The 21,370-nt window shown below is 37.8% G+C and carries 21 protein-coding genes and 2 pseudogenes; 4 read left to right on the top strand and 19 right to left on the bottom strand.

What is annotated here, in order from left to right; all coding sequences use genetic code 11:
• Nucleotides 1–72 precede the first annotated feature (72 nt).
• Both FUA48_RS17270 and pyrE read right to left on the bottom strand, forming a co-directional pair.
• Entirely contained in the window at nt 73–465 is a 393-nt protein-coding gene (locus FUA48_RS17270) for an SRPBCC family protein (protein ID WP_147584749.1), read from the bottom strand.
• 22 nt (nt 466–487) lie between these two features.
• On the bottom strand, nt 488–1,129 hold the full coding sequence (gene pyrE / locus FUA48_RS17265; protein ID WP_147584748.1) for an orotate phosphoribosyltransferase: 642 nt from the start codon (nt 1,127–1,129) through the stop codon (nt 488–490).
• A gap of 7 nt (nt 1,130–1,136) precedes the next feature.
• Here pyrE and FUA48_RS17260 point away from each other — a divergent pair, with 7 nt between their 5' ends.
• Nucleotides 1,137–1,745 carry an NUDIX hydrolase gene (locus FUA48_RS17260; protein ID WP_147584747.1) on the top strand — a complete coding sequence of 203 codons (609 nt, stop codon included), beginning with the start codon at nt 1,137–1,139 and terminating at the stop codon, nt 1,743–1,745.
• Here FUA48_RS17260 and FUA48_RS17255 read toward each other — a convergent pair.
• The 4 genes from FUA48_RS17255 to FUA48_RS17240 all read right to left on the bottom strand — a co-directional run bounded on the left by FUA48_RS17255 (nt 1,732) and on the right by FUA48_RS17240 (nt 5,696).
• A complete protein-coding gene (locus tag FUA48_RS17255; protein ID WP_147584746.1) occupies nt 1,732–2,439 on the bottom strand; it encodes a hypothetical protein in 708 nt (235 codons plus the stop codon). The two genes, FUA48_RS17260 and FUA48_RS17255, sit on opposite strands and share 14 nt — an antisense overlap.
• 85 nt (nt 2,440–2,524) lie before the next feature.
• Complete coding sequence (locus FUA48_RS17250; RefSeq protein WP_147584745.1) at nt 2,525–4,252, bottom strand: M14 family metallopeptidase; 1,728 nt, start codon at nt 4,250–4,252, stop codon at nt 2,525–2,527.
• 5 nt (nt 4,253–4,257) lie between these two features.
• Nucleotides 4,258–4,713 (bottom strand): pantetheine-phosphate adenylyltransferase, encoded by a 456-nt coding sequence (coaD, locus tag FUA48_RS17245; protein ID WP_147584743.1) that lies wholly within the window; start codon nt 4,711–4,713, stop codon nt 4,258–4,260.
• 5 nt (nt 4,714–4,718) lie between these two features.
• A complete protein-coding gene (locus FUA48_RS17240; RefSeq protein WP_147584741.1) occupies nt 4,719–5,696 on the bottom strand; it encodes a D-alanine--D-alanine ligase in 978 nt (325 codons plus the stop codon).
• Nucleotides 5,697–5,800: 104 nt separating this feature from the next.
• Between FUA48_RS17240 and FUA48_RS17235 the strand changes: the two genes are divergently transcribed.
• Nucleotides 5,801–6,391, top strand: a complete 591-nt coding sequence (locus tag FUA48_RS17235) for a PASTA domain-containing protein (protein ID WP_147584739.1) — start codon at nt 5,801–5,803, stop codon at nt 6,389–6,391.
• A 39-nt stretch (nt 6,392–6,430) separates the two neighbouring features.
• The gene (locus FUA48_RS17230; protein ID WP_147584737.1) at nt 6,431–7,471 is read left to right on the top strand and encodes an RluA family pseudouridine synthase; all 1,041 of its coding nucleotides are present in this window, start codon (nt 6,431–6,433) and stop codon (nt 7,469–7,471) included.
• Between the two features lie 123 nt (nt 7,472–7,594).
• Here the strand turns inward: FUA48_RS17230 and FUA48_RS17225 are convergent, their stop codons facing one another.
• The 9 genes and pseudogenes from FUA48_RS17225 to FUA48_RS17185 all read right to left on the bottom strand — a co-directional run bounded on the left by FUA48_RS17225 (nt 7,595) and on the right by FUA48_RS17185 (nt 15,620).
• Nucleotides 7,595–8,446, bottom strand: coding sequence for a hypothetical protein (locus FUA48_RS17225; protein ID WP_147584736.1), 852 nt, complete (start codon nt 8,444–8,446; stop codon nt 7,595–7,597).
• A gap of 108 nt (nt 8,447–8,554) precedes the next feature.
• Nucleotides 8,555–9,085, bottom strand: coding sequence for a YceI family protein (locus FUA48_RS17220; RefSeq protein ID WP_147584734.1), 531 nt, complete (start codon nt 9,083–9,085; stop codon nt 8,555–8,557).
• 55 nt (nt 9,086–9,140) lie between these two features.
• Nucleotides 9,141–10,016 (bottom strand): annotated as a pseudogene (locus FUA48_RS17215) (pirin family protein).
• A 146-nt stretch (nt 10,017–10,162) separates the two neighbouring features.
• Nucleotides 10,163–10,750 carry a Crp/Fnr family transcriptional regulator gene (locus FUA48_RS17210; RefSeq protein WP_147584732.1) on the bottom strand — a complete coding sequence of 196 codons (588 nt, stop codon included), beginning with the start codon at nt 10,748–10,750 and terminating at the stop codon, nt 10,163–10,165.
• Between the two features lie 207 nt (nt 10,751–10,957).
• Nucleotides 10,958–11,320 carry a VOC family protein gene (locus FUA48_RS17205; RefSeq protein WP_147584730.1) on the bottom strand — a complete coding sequence of 121 codons (363 nt, stop codon included), beginning with the start codon at nt 11,318–11,320 and terminating at the stop codon, nt 10,958–10,960.
• Nucleotides 11,308–11,853 (bottom strand): DUF4199 domain-containing protein, encoded by a 546-nt coding sequence (locus FUA48_RS17200; RefSeq protein ID WP_147584728.1) that lies wholly within the window; start codon nt 11,851–11,853, stop codon nt 11,308–11,310. Before FUA48_RS17200 ends, FUA48_RS17205 begins: the two co-directional genes overlap by 13 nt.
• A 123-nt stretch (nt 11,854–11,976) precedes the next feature.
• Nucleotides 11,977–12,447 carry a response regulator transcription factor gene (locus FUA48_RS17195; RefSeq protein WP_147584726.1) on the bottom strand — a complete coding sequence of 157 codons (471 nt, stop codon included), beginning with the start codon at nt 12,445–12,447 and terminating at the stop codon, nt 11,977–11,979.
• Between the two features lie 29 nt (nt 12,448–12,476).
• Nucleotides 12,477–14,687, bottom strand: a complete 2,211-nt coding sequence (locus tag FUA48_RS17190; protein WP_147584724.1) for a redoxin family protein — start codon at nt 14,685–14,687, stop codon at nt 12,477–12,479.
• A gap of 27 nt (nt 14,688–14,714) precedes the next feature.
• On the bottom strand, nt 14,715–15,620 hold the full coding sequence (locus FUA48_RS17185; protein WP_147584722.1) for an ABC transporter ATP-binding protein: 906 nt from the start codon (nt 15,618–15,620) through the stop codon (nt 14,715–14,717).
• 111 nt (nt 15,621–15,731) lie between these two features.
• On the opposite strand from FUA48_RS17185, the gene yaaA reads away from it, so the two are divergent.
• Complete coding sequence (yaaA, locus tag FUA48_RS17180; RefSeq protein WP_147584720.1) at nt 15,732–16,490, top strand: peroxide stress protein YaaA; 759 nt, start codon at nt 15,732–15,734, stop codon at nt 16,488–16,490.
• A gap of 102 nt (nt 16,491–16,592) precedes the next feature.
• Here yaaA and FUA48_RS17175 read toward each other — a convergent pair.
• From FUA48_RS17175 to FUA48_RS17160, 4 genes and pseudogenes are all read right to left on the bottom strand, one after another.
• A pseudogene (locus tag FUA48_RS17175) lies at nt 16,593–18,181 on the bottom strand (DHA2 family efflux MFS transporter permease subunit).
• A 1-nt stretch (nt 18,182) separates the two neighbouring features.
• Entirely contained in the window at nt 18,183–19,262 is a 1,080-nt protein-coding gene (locus FUA48_RS17170; RefSeq protein WP_147584718.1) for an HlyD family secretion protein, read from the bottom strand.
• Between the two features lie 9 nt (nt 19,263–19,271).
• Complete coding sequence (locus FUA48_RS17165; RefSeq protein WP_147584716.1) at nt 19,272–20,618, bottom strand: TolC family protein; 1,347 nt, start codon at nt 20,616–20,618, stop codon at nt 19,272–19,274.
• The gene (locus tag FUA48_RS17160) at nt 20,608–21,231 is read right to left on the bottom strand and encodes a TetR/AcrR family transcriptional regulator (RefSeq protein ID WP_147584701.1); all 624 of its coding nucleotides are present in this window, start codon (nt 21,229–21,231) and stop codon (nt 20,608–20,610) included. Before FUA48_RS17160 ends, FUA48_RS17165 begins: the two co-directional genes overlap by 11 nt.
• Nucleotides 21,232–21,370 lie beyond the last annotated feature (139 nt).

The raw sequence follows: 21,370 nt of genomic DNA, 5'->3' as shown, positions 1-21,370 counted from the left end.
ATTTTGATAAAAGTAATAAAAAAAGCCTTTTAGGCTAACTAAAAGGCTTTTTTGTTTTGTATTTATTGCTGGTTACAGCTTATGCATGTTGTTTGCAAGTGTTTCGATGAATTTGGTTATAGGCCCTTTTACCATCATGGCCATCATAGCATTAAACTCACCTTCAAACTTTAGCTGAACCTCGCTTGAAGAATCTGATACAGAATCAATATTACCTGTTAAGGTAAAAGGAAGCTTATCGCTTGCAGCACCAAGAACCAGTTTGTTTGGAGCAGCTTTCTCCTTCATTTTAAGTTTAATTTCAGGCATGCCTTTTAATGCGAAAATAAAAGAATCATCTCCGGTAACCTCAAACTTTGCAATGTTTTCCGGCATAAGTTTTTCAAAATTCTTTACATCGCTAAGTGCGTCAAAAATATATTGTGCAGGTTTTTCAACCGTTACTTTAGGGCTTTCTAAATTCATAGTATGTTTTGAGCTAAATTAATTACTGTCCCCAGGTGTCAGGGGTTTTTCTCCACTCCTTAAGGGTTTCATGCTCGTCTTCGGTAATGTATTTTTTGGCAACCGCTAAGTCTAAAAGCGTGTCATAATTACCTAGAGTATTTAGTCTTACCCCTGCATTTTTAAAGTTTTGTACCGATATATCAAAACCATAAGTAAAGATGGCAACCATACCTTTTACGTTAGCACCTGCCTCTTTTAAGGCTTCTACAGCCATAAGGCTGCTTTTTCCGGTACTGATAAGGTCTTCTACCACAACCACGTTCTGGCCTTTTTGTAAAAAGCCTTCTACCTGATTTTGGCGTCCGTGTTTTTTAGGTTCAGGACGAACATAAACAAACGGAAGCCCCATAAGTTCTGCCACAAGCATACCTATACCAATGGCTCCGGTAGCTACTCCGGCAATTACATCAGGCTTACCATATTCCTTCTCTATATGTTTTGCAAACTCCTCTCTGATAAAGTTTCTTATCGGGGGGAACGACAGCGTAATCCTGTTATCACAATATATTGGAGACTTCCATCCGGAAGCCCATGTAAAAGGATTTTTAGGATTTAATTTAATTGCGTTTATTTGTAAAAGCAATTCGGCTGTTTTTTTAGCGGTATCTGTATTAAAAATCATAGTACAAATGTATAAAGTTTTTGTTAACGATAAGCCACTTTTTTTAACTAACCAGGTGGAGAAGGAAACAGATTTTAAAATGTTTCTGTTAGAGAGTGTTGATATTGAGCAGCTTATTATAAGCATGTTTAATAATAAGGTTAAAAAAGCTTTTCTTTATCATCCCGATGAAAAGGAAACCTTAAAGAAGCTTAAAGAGAAAATTCCGGTGGCAAAGGCCGGAGGCGGACTCGTATACAACAAAAAAGGGGAGGTGCTTTTTATTTTCCGTAACGGAAAATGGGACCTGCCTAAAGGCGGAATTGAGAAAGGGGAGGGCATAGAAGATGCCGCAATACGCGAAGTTGAGGAAGAAACCGGCGTAAAGAACCTTAAGATTACCCAAAAGCTGCAAAAAACCTATCATGTTTTTAAAAGAAACGGCAACTATAAGCTAAAGGTAACGCATTGGTATGAAATGAAAACCGATTACAAGGGTAAACTACAGGCACAGGAAAACGAAGGCATAGAAAAAGTGGCCTGGCTTAACCCTGAGCAGATTAAAGAGGCTTTGACCAATTCTTATGAAAATATCAAACTGTTGTTTGAGAACATGAAGGTACCTACGGAAGGATAACCGGACCAAAATACTTTAACCAAATAAGAACTCCAAAGCCGCTGCCAATAATACCTGCTGTAATAAAAGTTAGGCGTTGTTGTTTTGGTATTAGCTTAAAAACTGTTATTGCCAGAAAAACTGCAGCTATTAATGCAGTTGCTAGTCCTACAAACCATACAGGTAAGTCAAAGAGTTGTGATATTCTGGTTTCGTCATCACCGTGACCCCATTTTCCTTTAATTATTAAGAACAATATTCCTGACAGGAAATTATAAACCTGTCTTGACAAAAAGAAAGTAAGGAATACAAGTACCCATTGAACTAATGTTAATTTGTTGCCTATTTTTTTTCGGTTAAACCAAAGCAGTAAAAAACCTATAGTACCCGTTAACATGGTTTGTAATGGTCCTCCAAGGACGACTAAAAGATTTTCTTTTTTATCTCTTTCTCTTAATTCCTTAAACTTTTTGATTATTTCAGGGTCTTTATTACCTGTAATAACTTTACTGTTTTGGTCATAAAAATCGTAAAACTCTAGTTCATGAGGGCTATCGTAGTGTACCATATAAGCATAATGTAGTTCGGTTTTATAGCCTAACATTTTGGCAACAGCTATGTGTCCCAGTTCATGTGTTAGCGTACCTACTACGGTAGCTGCTATAAAACCTAAAACGAGATAAACAAATAAACGAAAGTGTAAGGTGAAAGTCATGGAAAAGTAATTTCCATAAAAATAAAGAAAAATATTTCTTACAAATAAAAAAAAAATCAGGCTGTTAAGCCTGATTTTTTTTTTATTATTTCATTTTCCTGTAAACGGGATATTGTAAATAAGATTTCTCGTAGTAAACCGATTGTCTGTAAATCCAGTCCAGTTGTGCCTCACCGCTTTCGGCAAATGCTTTGTCTTCCTGTTTCTTTTTCTCTAAGGCCGCCTTCAGTTTAGGGTCATCCTTAAGCAGTTTGGCTGCGGTATCTTCAAATACATAAGCAGAGAAATATTCCTTTTGCTGTAGTATGGCGTCAAAAAAGTTCCAGTTAAAGTAGGAGTCAGGTGCTTCAGGCTCTAAGGTTTCCAGCAGGTATTTTACATTAGGCTGTTTGGTACTGATTATAAAATCGCCTTTATGAAACTGAACCTTTTCTGTTTTTACAGAGACCTTAGTGCTGTTATGAGGGTAGTGACCTTCATAAGCATTAGAACTCGTTTTATAATCGGTTATGCGGTAACTTTCCACCTCAATTTCCATATCCCTGTCCAGTGGCTGCATGTCTACGCCGTTAAGGTTTAAAAGCTCTATGGCATTCCACCATGATTTAGGAACAATATAAGCCTCAGGGATAGTAACCTCTTTTACCGGACTGTATTCCTGATAGTAAGGTACATTCTTTTTAAACGGCTTAGACCTGTCGTAATACAACCTTGGTTTTCCCGAAATCTCACTTGTTTTGTAATCACCTTCATAACCTAAAAACTCCAGTTGGGTTACTTTGGTTTTGTCCAATTCCCATAGCAGGGTATATTTCATACCCGGTTGGTAGTTTTTAAGGTTATCGGCACGGAGCTGCTTAATTTTTTTATAGTTCTTTTCTATATAAACTATAGAAGCTACCATATAATCATAAGTTACCTTAACACGCGGCGCATAATCCTTAAGCATGTGTGTTTCGGGCATAGAGCCAATGGTGTTGAACATAGACGCATACCCTGTAGAATACCTTGGGTAATCCATAAACTGCTCAAAACCACCATCAGGCTTTTGGTCGTGTATGTTTACATAAGGTGTCGCTTCTGTTCCATGTTTTTTCATATCGGCAAGAATCGCCGGCAGCATATCATTTTTAAAATAAGGACCCAGTTCCCCGCCCAGTTTTTGGTGATGGGTAGCGATGTAGGTAAATGTATATTGATAATCGGCACCATTACTAACATGATTGTCTATAAACACATCAGGGTTCACCTTTTGGAAAATCTCGGCAAAACTCCTGCTGTTTTTAGTGTCCGATTTCAGGAAGTCCCTGTTAAGGTCATAATTGCGGGCATTCCCTCTAAAACCATAGCTCTCCGGTCCGTTCTGGTTAGCACGGGTGTGAGAGTTACGGTTTAACGCTCCGCCTATGTTATATATTGGGATGTTTACAATAACCGTATTATCGGGTGCTTTTAGTTTACCTGTGGCAAGGTCACGATATAGCATCATTGTAGCATCTATACCATCGGGCTCACCCGGATGTATACCGTTGTTTAATAATAAAACAGCCCTGTTTTTATGTATCGCTTTAAAATCAAAGTTCTTTTGAGGATCAAAAATCACGATATGTAACGGCTCACCACTATCGGTAAGTCCCATGGGTACCATCTGTATAGTTTCAAAGCTATTATCAAGCATTTTAAAATAAGCAATGGTCTCGGCATAGGTTGCCGTTTGGTTGCCGTTGCCTTTTTCATACGGAGTAAGGTACTTGTCGTTATTTTGTGCCATAAGCTGCAGGGAGAACAGGATTAATACAAGCGATTTTTTCATAATCATTATTTTACCCTAACCGAATCGGGAACTAAAATAGTGTAATCGCCACCGTTGCGCAGTACATCCCTTACAATGCTTGAGCTTATGTAAGATGTTCTTGCTGCCGTAAGCAGGAATACGGTTTCTATTTTAGACAGTTCGCGGTTAGTGTGTGCAATAGCCTTTTCAAATTCAAAGTCAGCCGGGTTTCTAAGCCCTCTAAGTATAAACTGTGCGCCAACTTTTTGGCAAAGGTCTATGGTTAGGCCTTCATAGGTAATAACCTCTACTTTAGGTTGGTCTTTAAAGGCTTCTTCTATAAAGCGTTTGCGTTCTTCCAACGGGAACATGTATTTTTTTTCGGCATTAACCCCAATAGCTATAATAACCTTATCAAAAAGCTTAACGCCTCTTTTAATAATATCATAATGCCCAAGGGTAATAGGGTCGAACGATCCCGGAAATACTGCTGTTTTCATATATTTTATTTTTTTGCCAAAGCCTGTTCTATGGCATTATCAAATAGCTGTGGTAACGAAATACCCGCTTCGCGTGCCTGTTGAGGCAGGATACTCTCGGTAGTAAGTCCCGGTACGGTATTCATTTCAAGCAGGTAAGGCTCATCGTTTACAATGATGTATTCGCTGCGAGAAAAGCCGTCCATTCTTAATATTTCATAAACGCGTTTTGCCACGCTGTTTACTTTTTGTGTAAGTTCCTCGGATATTCTTGCCGGAGTTATTTCCTGCGACTGCCCGAGGTATTTAGCTTCATAATCAAAAAAGTCGTTTTCAGATACAATTTCCGTAATAGGAAGTACAGTAACCGCTCCGCCATAATTAATTACACCTACCGATACCTCTGTACCGTCAAGGAAGCTTTCAATGATAATCTCGTTATCTTCTTTATATGCTTTTTCTATTGCAGGACTAAGCTCTTCCTTTGTTTTAACCTTAGAGATACCAAAGCTTGACCCCGATCTGTTTGGTTTAACAAAACATGGTAATCCTACCTTATCAATAATAGCCTGTTCGTTTATTTCATCTCCCAGATTTAGGTAATGCGATACCGCAGTTTTAATTCCATATGGTTTTAAAACCGAAAGCAAATCCCTCTTGTTAAAGGTTAATGCAGCCTGGTAGGGATCGCATGAGGTTTGCGGAATATTAAGCAACTGTAGGTAAGCCTGCATTAGTCCGTCTTCGCCGGGTGTACCGTGAATGGCATTGAATACCGCATCAAAAGTTACCTTTTTTCCGTTGTAATCGACAGAGAAATCATGTTTGTTTACAAGGTATTCGTTACTCTCGTCGTCTACCATTACCCATTTATCCTTAAGGATGTGCAGGCGGTAGGGATTGTATTTTGTTTTGTCCAGAAATTGGTACACAACATTCCCGCTTTTAAGGGAAATTTGATATTCACTGGAATATCCGCCCATGATAATGGCAACATTTTTCATTCTAAATGCGTTAAGTATTAGGTTTTGCTTACACAAAAATATCATTATTTGTCTAAACTTATAAAGTTTAGTATTATTTATATCTTTGCTAAAAATCATAGTAAATGAGCCTTAAAAACTTTTTGACCAGTAAAGCATTCTTGAAGCAGATAATTATAGCGCTTATAGTTACTGTAATTGTGGTATTTGCCGTTATGAAATGGCTTAACAGCACCACTAACCACGATCAGAAAATTCAGGTGCCCGACCTGACAAAGAAATTGGTTAATAAGGCCGAAGCAGAGCTGGAAGCTCTAACATTAACTTATGTTATTGTAGATACGGTTGACTACAAACCGGATTACCCTGCCTATTCTATAGTGCAGCAGGATCCGCTGCCTAAGGCGTATGTAAAAGAAAACCGTAAGATATACATTAAGCTTAATGCAGGCGGTTATGATGATATTAACCTGCCGGATCTTATCCAAAAAACCAAAAGAGCATCAGAGTCTATGCTTAAAAGTGTAGGCCTTGAAATAGGTGAGGTTACTTATAAACCGTACCTTGCTAAAGACGTAGTTCTTGAAATGAGACAAAACGGTAAAAAAGTTAAGGCTGGTGATAAGGTTAAGAAGGCATCTAAGATTGACCTTGTACTTGGCGACGGAAAAACAGGTTACAACATCTCTGACGATGATAGGGATAATATGCCTTGAAGCTCGGAAGAAGAAAAATAAATAAGCAGAAAGATATAAATGAGTCAGGTTATAACAGAGCAGGAGCCGGATGACGAGCTTTATGAGCATCACCGATTTGTAGCAGGTAAAGGACAGGCCCCGCTAAGAGTAGATAAGTTTTTAATGAACCTGATGGAAAATGCCACCAGGAACAAAATACAGCAGGCTGCTGCCGATGGTAATATATTTGTAAACGATGTTGCCGTAAAATCCAATTATAAGGTTAAAGCTAACGATGTGGTGCGTGTATTACTGGAGCACCCGCCGTATGAGCTTCTTTTAACACCGGAAAACATTCCGTTAGATATAGTGTATGAAGACGACCAGCTTCTTGTTATAAACAAAGAGCCGGGTATGGTTGTGCATCCGGGACATGGTAACTATAGTGGTACGCTGGTAAATGCGCTGGCTTATCATTTTGAGAACCTGCCTATGAACAGTAGTGAAAGGCCGGGACTGGTACACAGGATTGATAAGGATACATCAGGCCTTTTGGTTATAGCCAAGACCGAGCAGGCTATGACGCACCTTACCAAACAGTTTGCCGATAAGACATCTGAAAGGGAATATATCGCCATTGTTTGGGGAGATATAGAGGAGGAAGAAGGCACTATTGAAGGTAATATTGACCGCCATGTTAAAGACCGTATGCAAATGGCTGTATTTGCCGACGGAAGCCAGGGTAAACACGCAGTAACGCACTACAAGGTACTGGAGCGTTTAGGTTATGTAACTGTGGTTTCGTGCCAGCTTGAAACAGGACGTACCCATCAGATTCGTGTTCACATGAAGCACATAGGGCATACCTTATTTAACGATGCACGCTATGGCGGAGATAAAATACTTAAGGGAACTACCTTTACCAAATACAAGCAGTTTATAGACAACTGTTTTAAAATATTACCAAGACAGGCGCTACATGCCAAGACATTAGGTTTTGAGCACCCTACTACAAAAGAGTTTATGCGCTTTGACAGTGAAGTGCCTCAGGATATGGTTGAGTGTATTGAAAAATGGAGAACGTACTCTAAATCGCATACCATTGAGGATCACGAATAGCATTATGATTCGTTGATTTGGTTATTTGTTGATTTGAAAACTAACACAGGTTGTCATTTCGACGAAGGAGAAATCTCAAACAGAATTAACATAAATAAAAACTCCCGATTTACTCGGGAGTTTTTATTTAAAATAGATATTAAAATGCATTTCACTATTTCTAACAATACCAGAGTATTTAGGATGTATCCATTTGGTTTTTAATACAAACTTTCTAAGTCCATTCTCAAAATAGGATTTGTATTTTAAATTTTCAGCATTTTGAAATGTAGCCTTTACTGTAAGGTTTTCTATGGAGCCATCTTTCATGAGTATGAAATCGGCAGTAGTGTATGATTTTAGTTCCTCTTTTTGAGGATGATACCCTTCAGGATATATAAAGTTTTCGGTATAGTAAACCCTGCTTTTAGTAATGAAATTTTCATATTCGTTGCTCTCATCTAAAGATCTGTCCCTGTCAGGTAAACAATAAACCTTATCCGGATTATCTATTACAAATTGCCTTTCAGCTCTTTTAACTAAAGTATCTATTGAAAGGGAATGCCCTTCTAATAAATTTTCTACCTCTGTTTTCATGACCTCCTGATAGCAATTACTTCTAAATGAATTACTAGCTTCACCATAAAGGGCGTACAAATCAGGTATAGAGATGGTATCAATAACTATATTAAATTTTGATAGTTCCTCAATAACCCCTTTTCTTGGTACACCAAAAAAATAACTTTTTACTTCATAAGTATTATGGAAGTCAATATATGTGTCATGAAGAACAAGTTTTCCTTTTTTTATATCCCTTTCAGCCCTTTCGGTTTCATTAATGCAAAAGGTATCAATAACTTTAAAGTTGTTCTTTGAGGTTTGTTTGGCTAAGAAATCGTTTGGGTTATAAACCTGTATAGTTTCCTGCGTGCCTTTTCCTGTGGAACAGGATAAAGCCAGCGCGAAAAGCAGTACTAAATATAAATTTACTTTCATGAGTTTTTACAGATGGCAAATTTAAAATAATAATAGAAACAATAAAAAAACCTGCGGTCCGTTAAAAGGAACCGCAGGTTTCGGGAAACATATATAAAGGTAAACCAGTTACTGTTTAATAAACTGTAATTCTATAGCAAGTTTAACTTCCTCACCAACAAGAACACCACCGGCTTCAAGAGCTGAGTTCCAGTTTAGGCCCCAGTCTTTACGGTTTATTTTACCTGTAATAGAGAAACCTGTTTTGGTATTACCCCAAGGGTCTTTTGCAAGTCCGCCAAATTCTACGTCAAGTTTTACCGGTTTTGTAACCCCGTGTAAAGTAAGGTCTCCTTTAAGAGTATACTCTCCTTCGTCTTCTTTAGTGAAAGAAGTAGCAGAGAAACTTAATTTAGGGAATTGTGCAGCGTCAAAAAAGTCGGCGCTTAAAAGGTGTCCATCCCTGTCGGCACTACCTGTTGTGATAGAATCAACCTCTCCGGTAAATTCTATTTTAGCGTTTTCAAAATCGTCTCCGTTAGTTTCAATGTAAGCATCAAACTTCTGGAAGCTTCCTGAAACGTTAGTAAACATCATGTGTTTTACTTTAAATCCTATTTCTGAGTGTGAAGGGTCTATTACCCATTTAGTTGCAGACATAATTTATTAATTTTTAATTGTTATTGATTTAATTTCTGTATTAAGTTACTGATTTTTAAACTGTCATTGGTACATCCATTATTAATATTTCGGCACCTTTACTTAAAGCCTTTATAGTAATACTGTTACTGTCCCATACACCTAGTCCATCCCTGCGGTTAAGGTTTATACCGTTAATGCTGAAGTCACCTTCTAAAACAAACACATATACACCGTTACCCTTTTTCTTAAAGTCATATTTAGTGCTTTTATCTTTGTCAAACTTTCCTAAGTGGAACCATGCATCCTGATGTATCCATACACCTGCATCGTTAGGGTTTGGTGAAAGTATCTGTGCAGTTTGTTTTGCCTGTCGGCTGCCTTTAGTGTTATCTGGTCATAACGCGGAGTAACATTCCTTTTGTTAGGATATACCCATATTTGAAGAAACTTGGTAAGCTTGTCTTTATTCTTTATTGTATTCGCTATGGTAAATACCAGTACCGGCACTCATAACCTGGATATCTCCATTTTTTATAACCGCGGTATTGCCCATACTATCTTTATGTTCCAGGTCTCCCTCCAGCGGAATGGAAATGATTTCCATATTATCGTGCGGGTGAGTACCAAAACCCATTCCCGGATCTACACGGTCGTCATTAAGTACCCTTAGTACACCAAAGTGCATCCTGTCGGGATTATAATAGTTGGCAAAACTAAAAGTGTGGTGCGAATCTAACCAGCCATGATTAGCATGGCCGCGTGTGTTTGCTTTATGAAGAACTGTACTTTCGGTTATTTTAGAATCTTCGTTAGGTAGATGGTTGTAACCTATAGGCTCCAGTGGTTGTATTTCGTCTATATCATTTTTAAGCGCATCGCCTACAGCAGATGAGGCAACAAACATTCCTGTGCCCATCAGTCCTTTCTTTATAAAATCTTTTCGGTTCATAGTAGCGGTTGTTTTAATATTACAGTACAAAGTTGCGTAATACTAAAACCCAAAACATTGAACTAGGACAAGAAATACATTTTAGGCAAAAAGTTTAAGTTGTCTATAGCAATTTAAAATTCAGTATTTAAAATTTAAAATAACTATCAGTGTTTTGCAATCTTGGCCCTTACCTTACTAAGGAATTCAGCAGAAATACCAAGATAAGAAGCTATGTAATGCTGAGCTACACGCTGTGGCAGGGTAGGATAGTGGTCTAAAAACTCAAGGTATTTGTCCACAGCCGTTTTAGCTATGGTATTAAAAAGCCTGTCCTGTGTAACGGCAAGATTACGGTATAACAGTATTCTGAAAGCCCTTTCAAACCTAGGGGCTTTTTTAAAAAGCTCTTCTTTGCTTTCGGGAGTAAAGATAAGGAGTTCACAATCCTCTAATGTTTCAATAAATGTATGGCTGGGCCTGTTTTCATAAATACTAAAAGAAATATCACTAACCCATGAGTTTTCTACAGCAAACTGAAGGATAACTTCCTGCCCGCCTGCATCTATATAGTACTTTCTTATACAGCCCTTAATTACAAAAGCCTCAAAGTTGCACATTTCCCCTTCATGAAGCATGATGGTTTTTTTTGGTACTTCCCTGTATTCAAGCAGTGAATTTAAAATATCCAGTTCCTCTTTAGAAAAAGAAACATAGCGGCTAATGCTTTCATTTATTTGCGAATACTTGTCCATGCTGTAAGAGTTTACAACAAATATAAATTATTTAAGGGTACAAAAAAAGTGCTGTCTCAAAAGCAAAATGTACTGTTTTTCCATTTCGACCTTGTGGAGAAATCTTTAAATATGGGTTTGAGATTTGTCTTACCTGTTCGGCTTTAGCCTCGGGTCTCGACTTCACTGCGTTACGCTCGAAATGACACTCTTGAGACAGCTCTTTATTTATTCATTTTCGGGAATAGGTTCCCATAATTCTATTTTATTTCCTTCCGGATCATAAACCCAGGCAAATTTACCAAATGACGCTTCGTCGCGCTTTTCATCTATTCGTACTCCATCGGCTTTTAGCATTTCAAGGAACTCTTCCAGTCCTTCAACCCTGAAGTTTACCATAAACTGCTGGTTTTCGCTAAAATATTTGGTATCTGCCTTAAATGGAGCAAATACCGTAGGACCCTGTTCCTGTTCCCATATTTTGCCACTGCCTACCGAATGTATCCCGAAATACTTTTCATACCACTGGCTTAATGCCGTACTGTCCTGCGAACGGAAAAATAATCCGCCTATTCCTGTTATTCTGCCCATGCCTTAAATTCTTCTTTATTTTGTTTAGGTTTCTTTTTAAGTATTAGGGCAGCTAGTAACGTAAATATTATTCCTACCCATAAAATTTCAACATACGTATAAAGTATTACCATCAAAGGATTTTTGTAGTCCTCAACAACTTTTGCATTCTCGGCTATTTGGGCATTTATTTGTTCTGCAGTACTTCCTGCTTCCCTCATCTGTTCAACAATCTTATCCCCGTATTGTTGTGCAAAATTCGGGTAATAGTTGTAAAATACTATAAGCCATACAAAAACATATATAGTTGAGGTAATAAGTGACATAAGCAGTCCCATTTTTAATGCTTTTAAAAATGTAATAGACCCCCCGGCCTGTTTATCCCTGTAATTTTTAATACCCACAAAAATTAAAGAGAAGCCCACAATCATGGATGCAAAGCCAATAATCATGGCATTTGTCATGTCTTCATGTCCTGTAAGGAAAGTAATTATGTACCCGATGATACTTATTACCCCTCCGATTAAACCGTAAGTTAAGATAGTTTTTGTCATACCTGTTATTTGTTTTTATTGTTTGTTTATGGTGCAAAAATGGGTAATATCACATAAAACAGCCTCATCCTTTCGGGTGATTTTGCTGTTTTTTATAAAGTTACAACTTTTGGGTGATAGGTTTTAAGGTATGATGCTCAGTCTTTTAGCTTTTTCAACGGCTTGAGTACGTCGTTTAACCTCCATTTTTTCAAAAAGTTTGCCTGAGTGTGTCTTAATTGTGTTTAGCGATACAAAAAGCTGGTCGGCAATTTCCTTATTGCTCATTCCTTTTGCCATAAGTTCTAAAACTTCAAGTTCGCGTGCGGTAAGGTTAAGGTTGTCCAGTTCGTTTTGGTTAAGAACAAATTCCGGAGTAGGGGTAATGTATACTTCTTTTTCCACTACTATGGTTTTTGCTTTGGGCTTAAATAGCTTTAAGGCGAGCCAAATGCCTAGCCCCATAAAAACGGCCGCAATAATACCAATGTAAATGTCAAGGGAAGTACTAAGCACTAAAAAACGAAATTCCAGCCAGCGTAGCAATAAAAGCAGCAACGCAAGGCTGGAACTGTATAGTGTTAAATCTTTATGTTTCTTTAAAGCCTTAAACATGTTGGGGACTGTTTAGGGCAAAGATAAAATTATTTTTCTTCTCCTAAGTTAAGGGCGTCCCTAAGCATTTTTTCAAAGTTTGCCTCCGACGGATAAGGTAATTCAGAGTTTACAAAGTTTCCGTCAGGATCAATAAGAATGAACCTTGGTATACCCTGTACATTATATTCCTTCATAAATTTGCTTACATTATTAGCATGTAGCTGTAATACACTTTTCGATTTTTGGTTTACTTCCACATACCAGTTGTCTATGCGCCTGTCTACACTTAAAGCTATAAACTGCACCTGTTCATCTTTATATTTAAAAGCAAATCGTTCAAATTTAGGACTTTGTTCCCTGCATGGTCCGCACCATGTGGCCCATACATCTATAACAACATATTTACCTTTAAAGTCATCCAGTGTGTAGTTTTTCTTATCATTGCTTACGCCATCAAACAAAGGAGCTTTATTTCCTTTTTCAAGTGTTTTATAAAGGTTTACTTTAGAAGCCAATAGTGTAATATACCTGCCTTCTGTAAAAAGAGGCGTATACTTTGCCATAAGGCTGTCCCTCTCTGTAGTGTTAGAGGCCTGTTGCAGGCTTTCTCTCATTTGCCAGTAAAGCATTTTATCCCTAAAAGTACCTTTGTCAAGTTTTTCAATACCCTGTAAGGTCTTAGTGTTTTCATCAAGTTCCTCTTTATTATCAGCTATTATCTGGTTTTTAAGGTAACTAAAGTAGTCCTGATCGCTTAACAATCCTTCATCATCCAGGGGAACTTTTGCCATCATTTCTTTAATACCGTCATTAGGTAAAGTTTGCTGATCCGGATATAAGGCTATACGTTTTTTTACATAAGAGTTCCAGTAAACCAGATATTTTATGGTAATAAGCCTTTCTTCCTGAAGGCGGTAATCTTCACGCGGTACATAATTATCTGTAGTTTTAAAATTCTTAGATCCCTCAATCTCACCTTTCCATTCCTTAACTAATTCACGTATGAAATAATCGGGTTTGTCAAGTTCACTGTTGTTTTGAAGCATGTAGTTCACATTACTCCATAAGGTATATTTTTCTTTTTTGTATTGATTCTCTGCCAGTCTTGTACCTCTATATTCAGCAACTGCATCATCTTTATTTGCTTTAATTTTAATGTAAACACTATCGTTATTGCCTATCACTACATTTCCTTTTAAGTCATGAGGCATGTTAAGTGTATAAAAGTCGAGTGGCAGGTTTTTATCTATATGATAGTTGAATTTGTTGTCTTTTACCGGTATTACAGCTATGGTATCATTTACAAAATTATCAACCAGATATAAGGTGTCAAAATTATTTTCACTTTCAAATTCTCCTGCAATAACTGTCTTACCATAGGGTTCCATAACATTAGGAATTAGAGTATACCACAAAAGCCCTCCCAAAACAATAACCACACCTGCAAGTTTGCCTGTGCGAGCTCCGTTGCCTGCAAAAGCCCTTACAAAGTTTTTGTGTTTGTACCATTCAAAACCAATGTAAAGTAATAACAGACTGCAAATAACAGAAACACATTCAGAATAGGTAATCCAGTAACCTAACTGGCTTCCTTCAGGATTACGGCTTACCTGATATAACATTTCCATAGGGTACCATGCCGGGAATACCATAAAGTTTACAGCAATAAGATATCCTAAAATAATAGCAACACCTATTAAAATAGGCCATATAAAACTTGGCAGTAATACACAAATAACATATTGCAGTGCACTAAGTGTAAGTGATGCAAGGAATAGTCTTATTACCAGCCAGAATACATGAGAAAACTCAAAAGAGAACGAAACAGTATCCGGAGTATCTAGGAACGAATACATTATATAGCTCCCTATAAAGGTTACAATAATATAGGTGGCTATAGCAATTAGATTGGTTATAAGTAATATGGAAAACTTTGAGAAGTATATTGACAGCTTTTTAATTGGTTGGGTTTCCATAAGCTGCCATCCACCATTTTTATGATCCAGTTGCGTAAGCCTACTGGCAGAAATTATGATGATAAGCGGAAAAAAGAATCCGGCAAAAGCTTCAACAATTGCATCAAGTGTATGGGTAAAATAATTATAAGGTAGTCCCGGTTTTATATTTCTATTTTCAATAATAGTTATAATAGCATAAATTATTGGGATAATCGCGGCAATTATTATAGAGGTTAAATATACACCCGTCCCTTTTCTTTTAAGATGTTCTGCCTTTAAGGCAGTTAAAAAAGTTTGCATTATATATAGTTGTTGGTAAGGTTAATATTAGTTTACGAGTGCCATGAACCATTCTTCAAGGCCGTCCAGAATTTTTATCTCATAGACTTCGGCACCATTGTTTACAAGGTTTTTTGTAAAGCCCGGAATTTCTTCGCGGTTTGGTAGTTCCAGTGAAAGCTGAGAATTGTTTTCCAGTAAAACAGTAGGATTGTCTTTTACTAACTGTTCATGCCAACGCGGTGCATCATTTATGGTTATACGTATTTTGCACAGACCGGATTTTTTGGAAAGTTCTTCCATAGTACCTTCAAACTGAATTTTACCTTTACTAACAATACCAACATGGGTACACATTTTCTCGATTTCGGCAAGAAGGTGACTCGATACAAAAATGGTAATCCCTTTTTCCCTGTTAAGTTTTACCAGCAGTCTTCTTATATCCTGAATACCGTTAGGGTCGAGGCCGTTAACAGGCTCATCCAGTAAAAGCAGCTCCGGCTCGTCCAGTAGAGCAATGGCAATGGCAAGGCGCTGTTTCATCCCAAGGGAATAAGTTTTTGCTTTTCTTTTGCCATCCCTTTGCAGGTCTACAAGTTCCAGTACCTCATTAATCCTGCTTTCGGGTACATCGCGAAGTTTTGCAATGTATTTAAGGTTGTCATATCCGCTAAGGTGAAGGTAAAGTGCCGGGCTTTCTACCAGCGCACCTATTTTTTTAAAGGAAGCGGGAAGCTCTTTATGCAACGGTTTTCCAAATAAGTAAATGGAATTATTCTGTTGCGGTAGTATACCTGTTAATAATCGCATGGTTGTCGATTTTCCGGCTCCGTTAGGACCCAAAAAACCATAGATAGAACCTTTAGGAACATTTAAGGAAACATTGTCCAGGGCTTTTCGGTTTTTGGAATAGTGAAAAGTAAGGTGCTCCGTCCTGATAATGTAGTCTGTCATTTTATTTTAGTTGGTTAATGGTTAAATAAGAAAACTCCTTATTTATAGTATTCGTATATGTTTTGCCGATAATGTTACAATCATTAACTTTGAAACATAACAAATTAGTATATGAAGATCGTTATATCTCCTGCAAAGTCGCTTGATTTTGAAACAAAATTACCTACAAGAAAAAATTCACAACCTGCCTTTTTAGAGCAAAGTGAGGTTATTCATAAAAAACTTAAAGAAAAATCGCCCGCTGAATTAAGCAAGCTTATGGACATAAGCGATAAACTTGCCGAACTTAACTGGCAGCGCAACCAGGAATGGAAAACACCGTTTACCACTAAAAATGCACGCCCGGCAATGTATGCCTTTAACGGGGATGTATATGTGGGGCTTGATGCTTATACCATACCAACAACCAAGCTTAATAAGCTACAGGATAGCCTAAGGATACTATCGGGACTTTATGGTGTATTAAAACCGCTTGACCTGATTCAGCCTTACCGACTTGAAATGGGTACTCAGCTACCTGTAGAAGGAAGTAAAAACCTGTATGAGTTTTGGAAAAAAACGGTTACTCAGGCCTTAAATGATGAGCTAAAGGACGACGAGTTGTTTGTAAACCTTGCGAGTAAGGAATACTTTGATGCGGTAGATACAAAAGCTTTAAAAGTACCGGTAATTACTCCTGAATTCAAGGATTACAAAGACGGTAAACTTAAAATGATAAGCTTTTTTGCCAAGAAGGCGAGGGGTATGATGGTACGTTATATAATAGACCATAATATACGTTCCCTTAGCGGATTAAAAGGTTTTGATTATGAAGGCTATAAATTTGACGCCAAATTATCTAAAGGCAATAAGCTGGTTTTTACAAGATAGAAACTTATAAAACATAAAAAACTCCGAAGTTGCCTTCGGAGTTTTTTGTTTGAACACTTTGGCAAAAGCCTAATGTTACTATATTAAATAACCAAAACAATTTTAATGCATTGCCTCACTCATATCTACTTTACCTTTTCCGCGTTTAACAAGCAGTATAAACGGTATACATAATAAGAATAGTATACCCAGGTACATAAATACATCCATATAAGATAGTATGGTTGCCTGCTTAGTTACGTTAAAGTCAAGTATCTGATATGCCTTAGCTAACGATTCACTTTCAGAGAAACCTTTGCCCATAAAGCTGTGTTTTAATCCTTCTACACGTTGCTGTACCGCAAAGCTTGCTTTATCAAGGTGAGATATTAAATCTACCCTGTGCTGTTGGCCAAATCTTGAAATAAAAGTGGTAATGATGGCGATACCAAAAGAACCACCTAGCTGGCGCATCATACCTGTAAATGCTGCTCCCTCACCAATACCTTTACCTTTTAGGGTAGAAAGTGATAGTGTGGTAATAGGTACAAATAGTAATCCAAGTCCCATACCTCGCATAATAAGTGGCCAGAACATGTGTTCTTCTCCCGTATCATTAGTAATGATGTTATGCATCCAGAAGGTAAAGAAGAAGAACACAAGGAAACCAACGGCAACCATATAGGTTTGTGGTACTCCTTTTTGTATTAACCTACCTATTATAGGCATCATGAAGGCTGTTGTTAATGAACTGGGTATTAATAATAATCCCGTTTCAAGAGCTGTCCACCCTAAAACCGACTGTGTATATATAGGGACGATAAATGTTGAACCATATAAACCGAAACCAAGTATAAAACACATTATAGTACCTATACGCAGGTTACTGTCCTTGAGGACGCTTAGGTTTACAATAGGGTATTGGTAGGTCATTTCCCGCCATATAAATGCCAGTAATCCAAATACAGATATAATACTCAGCATTATAATGGTTGGATCGGCAAACCAGTCATCCTGCTGTCCGTGTTCCAGCACATATTGTAGCGAACCGATAAACGAGGCCAGGAAAACAATACCCCACCAGTCTACCTGATTAGGTTTAAGCTTTTCGCCATATTTAGGGCTCTTTACATACATAAGTGTAAGAAGGGTAGCGATAATACCTAACGGAACGTTTATATAAAATATCCATCCCCAGTGATAGTGATCTACAATATAACCACCAAGCGGCGGACCCAATGTAGGTCCTACAATTACACCCATACCATATATGGCCTGTGCCATACCTCTTTTTTCGGCCGGGTAACTCTCGGTAATAATAGTTTGTGCTGTTACCAGCAGAGCACCACCACCCATACCTTGTATGAACCTAAAGAATACAAGCTCCCATATATTAGTGGCATTACCACATAAAAACGAAGCTACGGTAAATACTATAATAGATACGGCAAAATAATTTCGTCGTCCAAACTGCTGAGACAGCCAGCTTGTCATTGTATAATAATAACATTAGCAATAGCATAGGCAGTAATTACCCACGCAATGTCGGTAAGGGTTGCACCCAGTGTACCGCGCATTTGGTTTAATGCTACGTTTACAATTGTAGTATCTACAATTTCAAGCAGGGCACACAGTACCGCGGTAATGGTAATAATTACCCGCCTAAAGCCATATTCTACCAGGCTGTCATCCTGTGTTACTGTTGCTGCCATATTATTTTATATGTACATCTACTTCTACGTTCATACCCGGACGAAGTAGTTTTACTTTTTCTTTATCGTTATTTTCAGTTAAGCTTATTTTTACCGGTAGCCTTTGTACTGTCTTAACAAAGTTACCTGTAGCATTATCAGGAGGAAGTAAAGAGAAACGAGACCCTGTAGCAGGAGAGAAAGATGTTAATACACCTTCAAACTCGGTATCAGGATAAGCATCTACTTTCACAACTACTTTTTGACCTTCGGTCATTTTGTTAAGCTGAGTTTCCTTAAAGTTAGCCACTACCCATGTCTCGTTATTATTTATAACGTAAAACAGGGCTTGTCCCGGAGCTACTAGCTGTCCCGGCTGTAAATCGATAGTAGAAACCTGTCCGTCTACAGAAGCGGTAACTACAGTGTAATCCAAATTAAGTTTTGCAGCATCAAGAGCGGCTTTGGCCTTCTCAATGTTAGCAGCAGCAACTTCCGTTTGTTTGTTGGACACATTCGATTTCGAGATAATCGCATTTTTTTGGTAGTTGCTGGCTGCCTGTTGTTGCTGTAACACGTTTAACTGTGCTTCAGCCTCTTGCTTTGCGGCTTGCGCCTGCTCAAATTGTTGTTTAGTTATGGAGTGATTTTTATATAAGTTTTCGTAACGCTCAAAGTCGTTGGTGGCTCTCCAAAGCCTTACTTTAGCAGCTTCTATGTTTCCTTTTGTAGACTGTACGTTAGCCTCAGAAACCGATACGTTAGCAACAGCGCTTCCTACATCGGCTTTAGCAACTGCAAAACTACCTTCGGCAGCGGCAAGTGCAGCTTTAGCTTCTTCAACCCTTACTACATAATCTTTATCGTCTATAACAAAAAGCGTATCGCCTTTTTTTACAAAGTCATTGTCTTTTACATATACTTTAGTAATGTATCCGGTAACACGAGGTATAATAGGGCTCATGTTTTTTTCTATCTGTGCATCATCAGTAGTTTCATGAGCTAACGAGTGAAGGTATTTGTATGTACCATAAGTTCCGCCAACAGCTACAAGTGCTATAAGTATGAAAAGGAACTTTTTATTTGTTTTCTTTTTTTCCATGATGGAGGATTATTTTGTTTGAGTAAGATTGAAAGAGTTAGTTAATTTTCCTGAAACATTCAGCAGCTCATAGTAACGCTGAGTAATATCTGCTTTAGAGAATGTTTCGTTTAATTTTGCCTGTAGCTGTTGAACATCTGCCTCTAAAAGGTCGTTTGTATCGCTAAGGCCGTTATCATATTTATCTTTTACTATACGGTAATTTTCGTCCGCCTGGGCAACGGCTTGTGTATAAACCCTGTTTTGTTTAATGGCAAGGTTATAGTTTTCAAGGGCATCCTGTACCTGAACCTTAATTCTGTCGGTAAGTATTTCCACTTCCTGTCTTGTAGCTTCTGCACGGCTGGCAGCAGTTTTAACGTGCTTACCGTTTTTAAACAGATTAGAAATGTCATAAGAAACACCTACACCAAAATTAATTGCATTGGTTACCTGAAATACGTTTTTAATATCAATAGCTGCATAACCACCTAAAAGTGTTACTGTAGGGTAGTAGTCAGCTTTGGCAACCTTCATGTTGGCTTCGCTGGCTTTTTGCTGCCATCTTAAAGCCTCAAGGTCATTCCTCTGATTTATGGCATCCTGTTCTGTAATAGCAGTGTTTAATTCAGAAGCTTCTTCAAAATAAGAAGAGTTTGGTTCCAGCTGTGTACCTTCCTGAAGCTTTAGTAATGTTACCAGCTGGTAGTTAATGGTAGAAGCTCTTTTCTTAGCATCTTCAAGAGAAAGCTCAATGTTAGATGCCTGTAACTGTGCTTTAAGCAGGTCGTTACGGGCAATAATGCCATTTTGCTCCATAGCTGTAAAGTCAGTAACACGTTGGTTAGCGCTTTTCAGGTTTTCCTGTATAAGGCTTATAGATTCCTGAGCTTTATAAAGGTTAACATACAATACAATGGTTTGCATTGCAATTTGTTCTTTAGTATGCGCTGCATTAAAGCTTTCAGCATTATAAGCATCGGTTGAAGCCTCTATGCTATTTTTAAGCTTAAAGCCCGAAAACAAAGGCATACCCACAGTTGCCATACCTAACATAAGCTGGTCTACTTTTGGTGAGCCTGAAGCCGTTTCTCCGTCATTACTGTCTCCTGTAGGGATTTTAAGAGTAATGTTAGGATCTGTAAGCCTTTGGTATTGCCCTGAAAGTTTAACTTCAGGATAAATATTATTCTTTACGCTTTCCATTTCATACTTTGAAGTGGAAACCTTAGTATCGGCAAGTGTCGCCTCATTACTTTTTGTAACTGCCAGACCTATGGCCTCATCAAGGGTAAGCGACTTTTTCTCCTGAGCCTGCATTGCAGTAATGCCGGAAAGAAATAACGCCCCGGCCAGCAGTAAATATCTAGTTTTCATGAACTAAAAGTGCTTTAATGGTTTGTTTAATGTGAATTGTTAACTCGTTTTCTATATAGTTTTCGTAAGCCTCATCGGTACTGATTCCTAAGTGAGCCTCAAAGAAAGGCCTGTTCATCTGGAAATGTACCAGTGTACCCATAATAGTAGGGGGTATAAGATTAATATTTACATCTTTTCTAAATATTCCCTGTTCCTGCCCTTCATTAATAATTTTGGTAAAGGCTTCCATATTCTGGCGTTTTACATCGGTAAATGCCTTCATGTCCATTATTCTTTTTTTGGTGGAAAGCTCAAAGTGCAGTATCTGGTACATACACTTGTTCTTATTAATACGGGAAATGTAAAGGTCTATAAGTCGGTCTACTTTTTCGGAAGGAGTAAGATCTTCCTTAGAAATGATGTCAAGCTGCATTCTCATATCCGATGTACGGTATATAATAAGAGCTTCCAGCATTTTTTCTTTTGAACCGAAATAATAAGAGATCATTGCAATATTAACCTTAGCAGCCTTAGCTATACTTCTTATAGAAGTGCCGTCAAAGCCCTCGCTGGCAAACAGTATCTCTGCTGCTTTGAGTATCTCTAACTGCTTATCATTGTATTCTGTCATGATATAGAATTCAAAATTCTCTGCAAAGTTAAACGTTTGTTTAAATTAAACGTTTGTTTAAATTTGCTGTTAACAGTTATTTAACAAATAACGTTATAGTTAGTAAGGGTGTTAAAAAGTATACTAACCCTTTAATTTA

Source organism: Flavobacterium alkalisoli (assembly GCF_008000935.1).
GTDB classification, from domain to species: Bacteria; Bacteroidota; Bacteroidia; order Flavobacteriales; family Flavobacteriaceae; genus Flavobacterium; species Flavobacterium alkalisoli.
The sequence above is the reverse complement of the archived record's forward strand: the minus strand, read 5'-3'. Positions and strand labels throughout refer to the sequence as shown.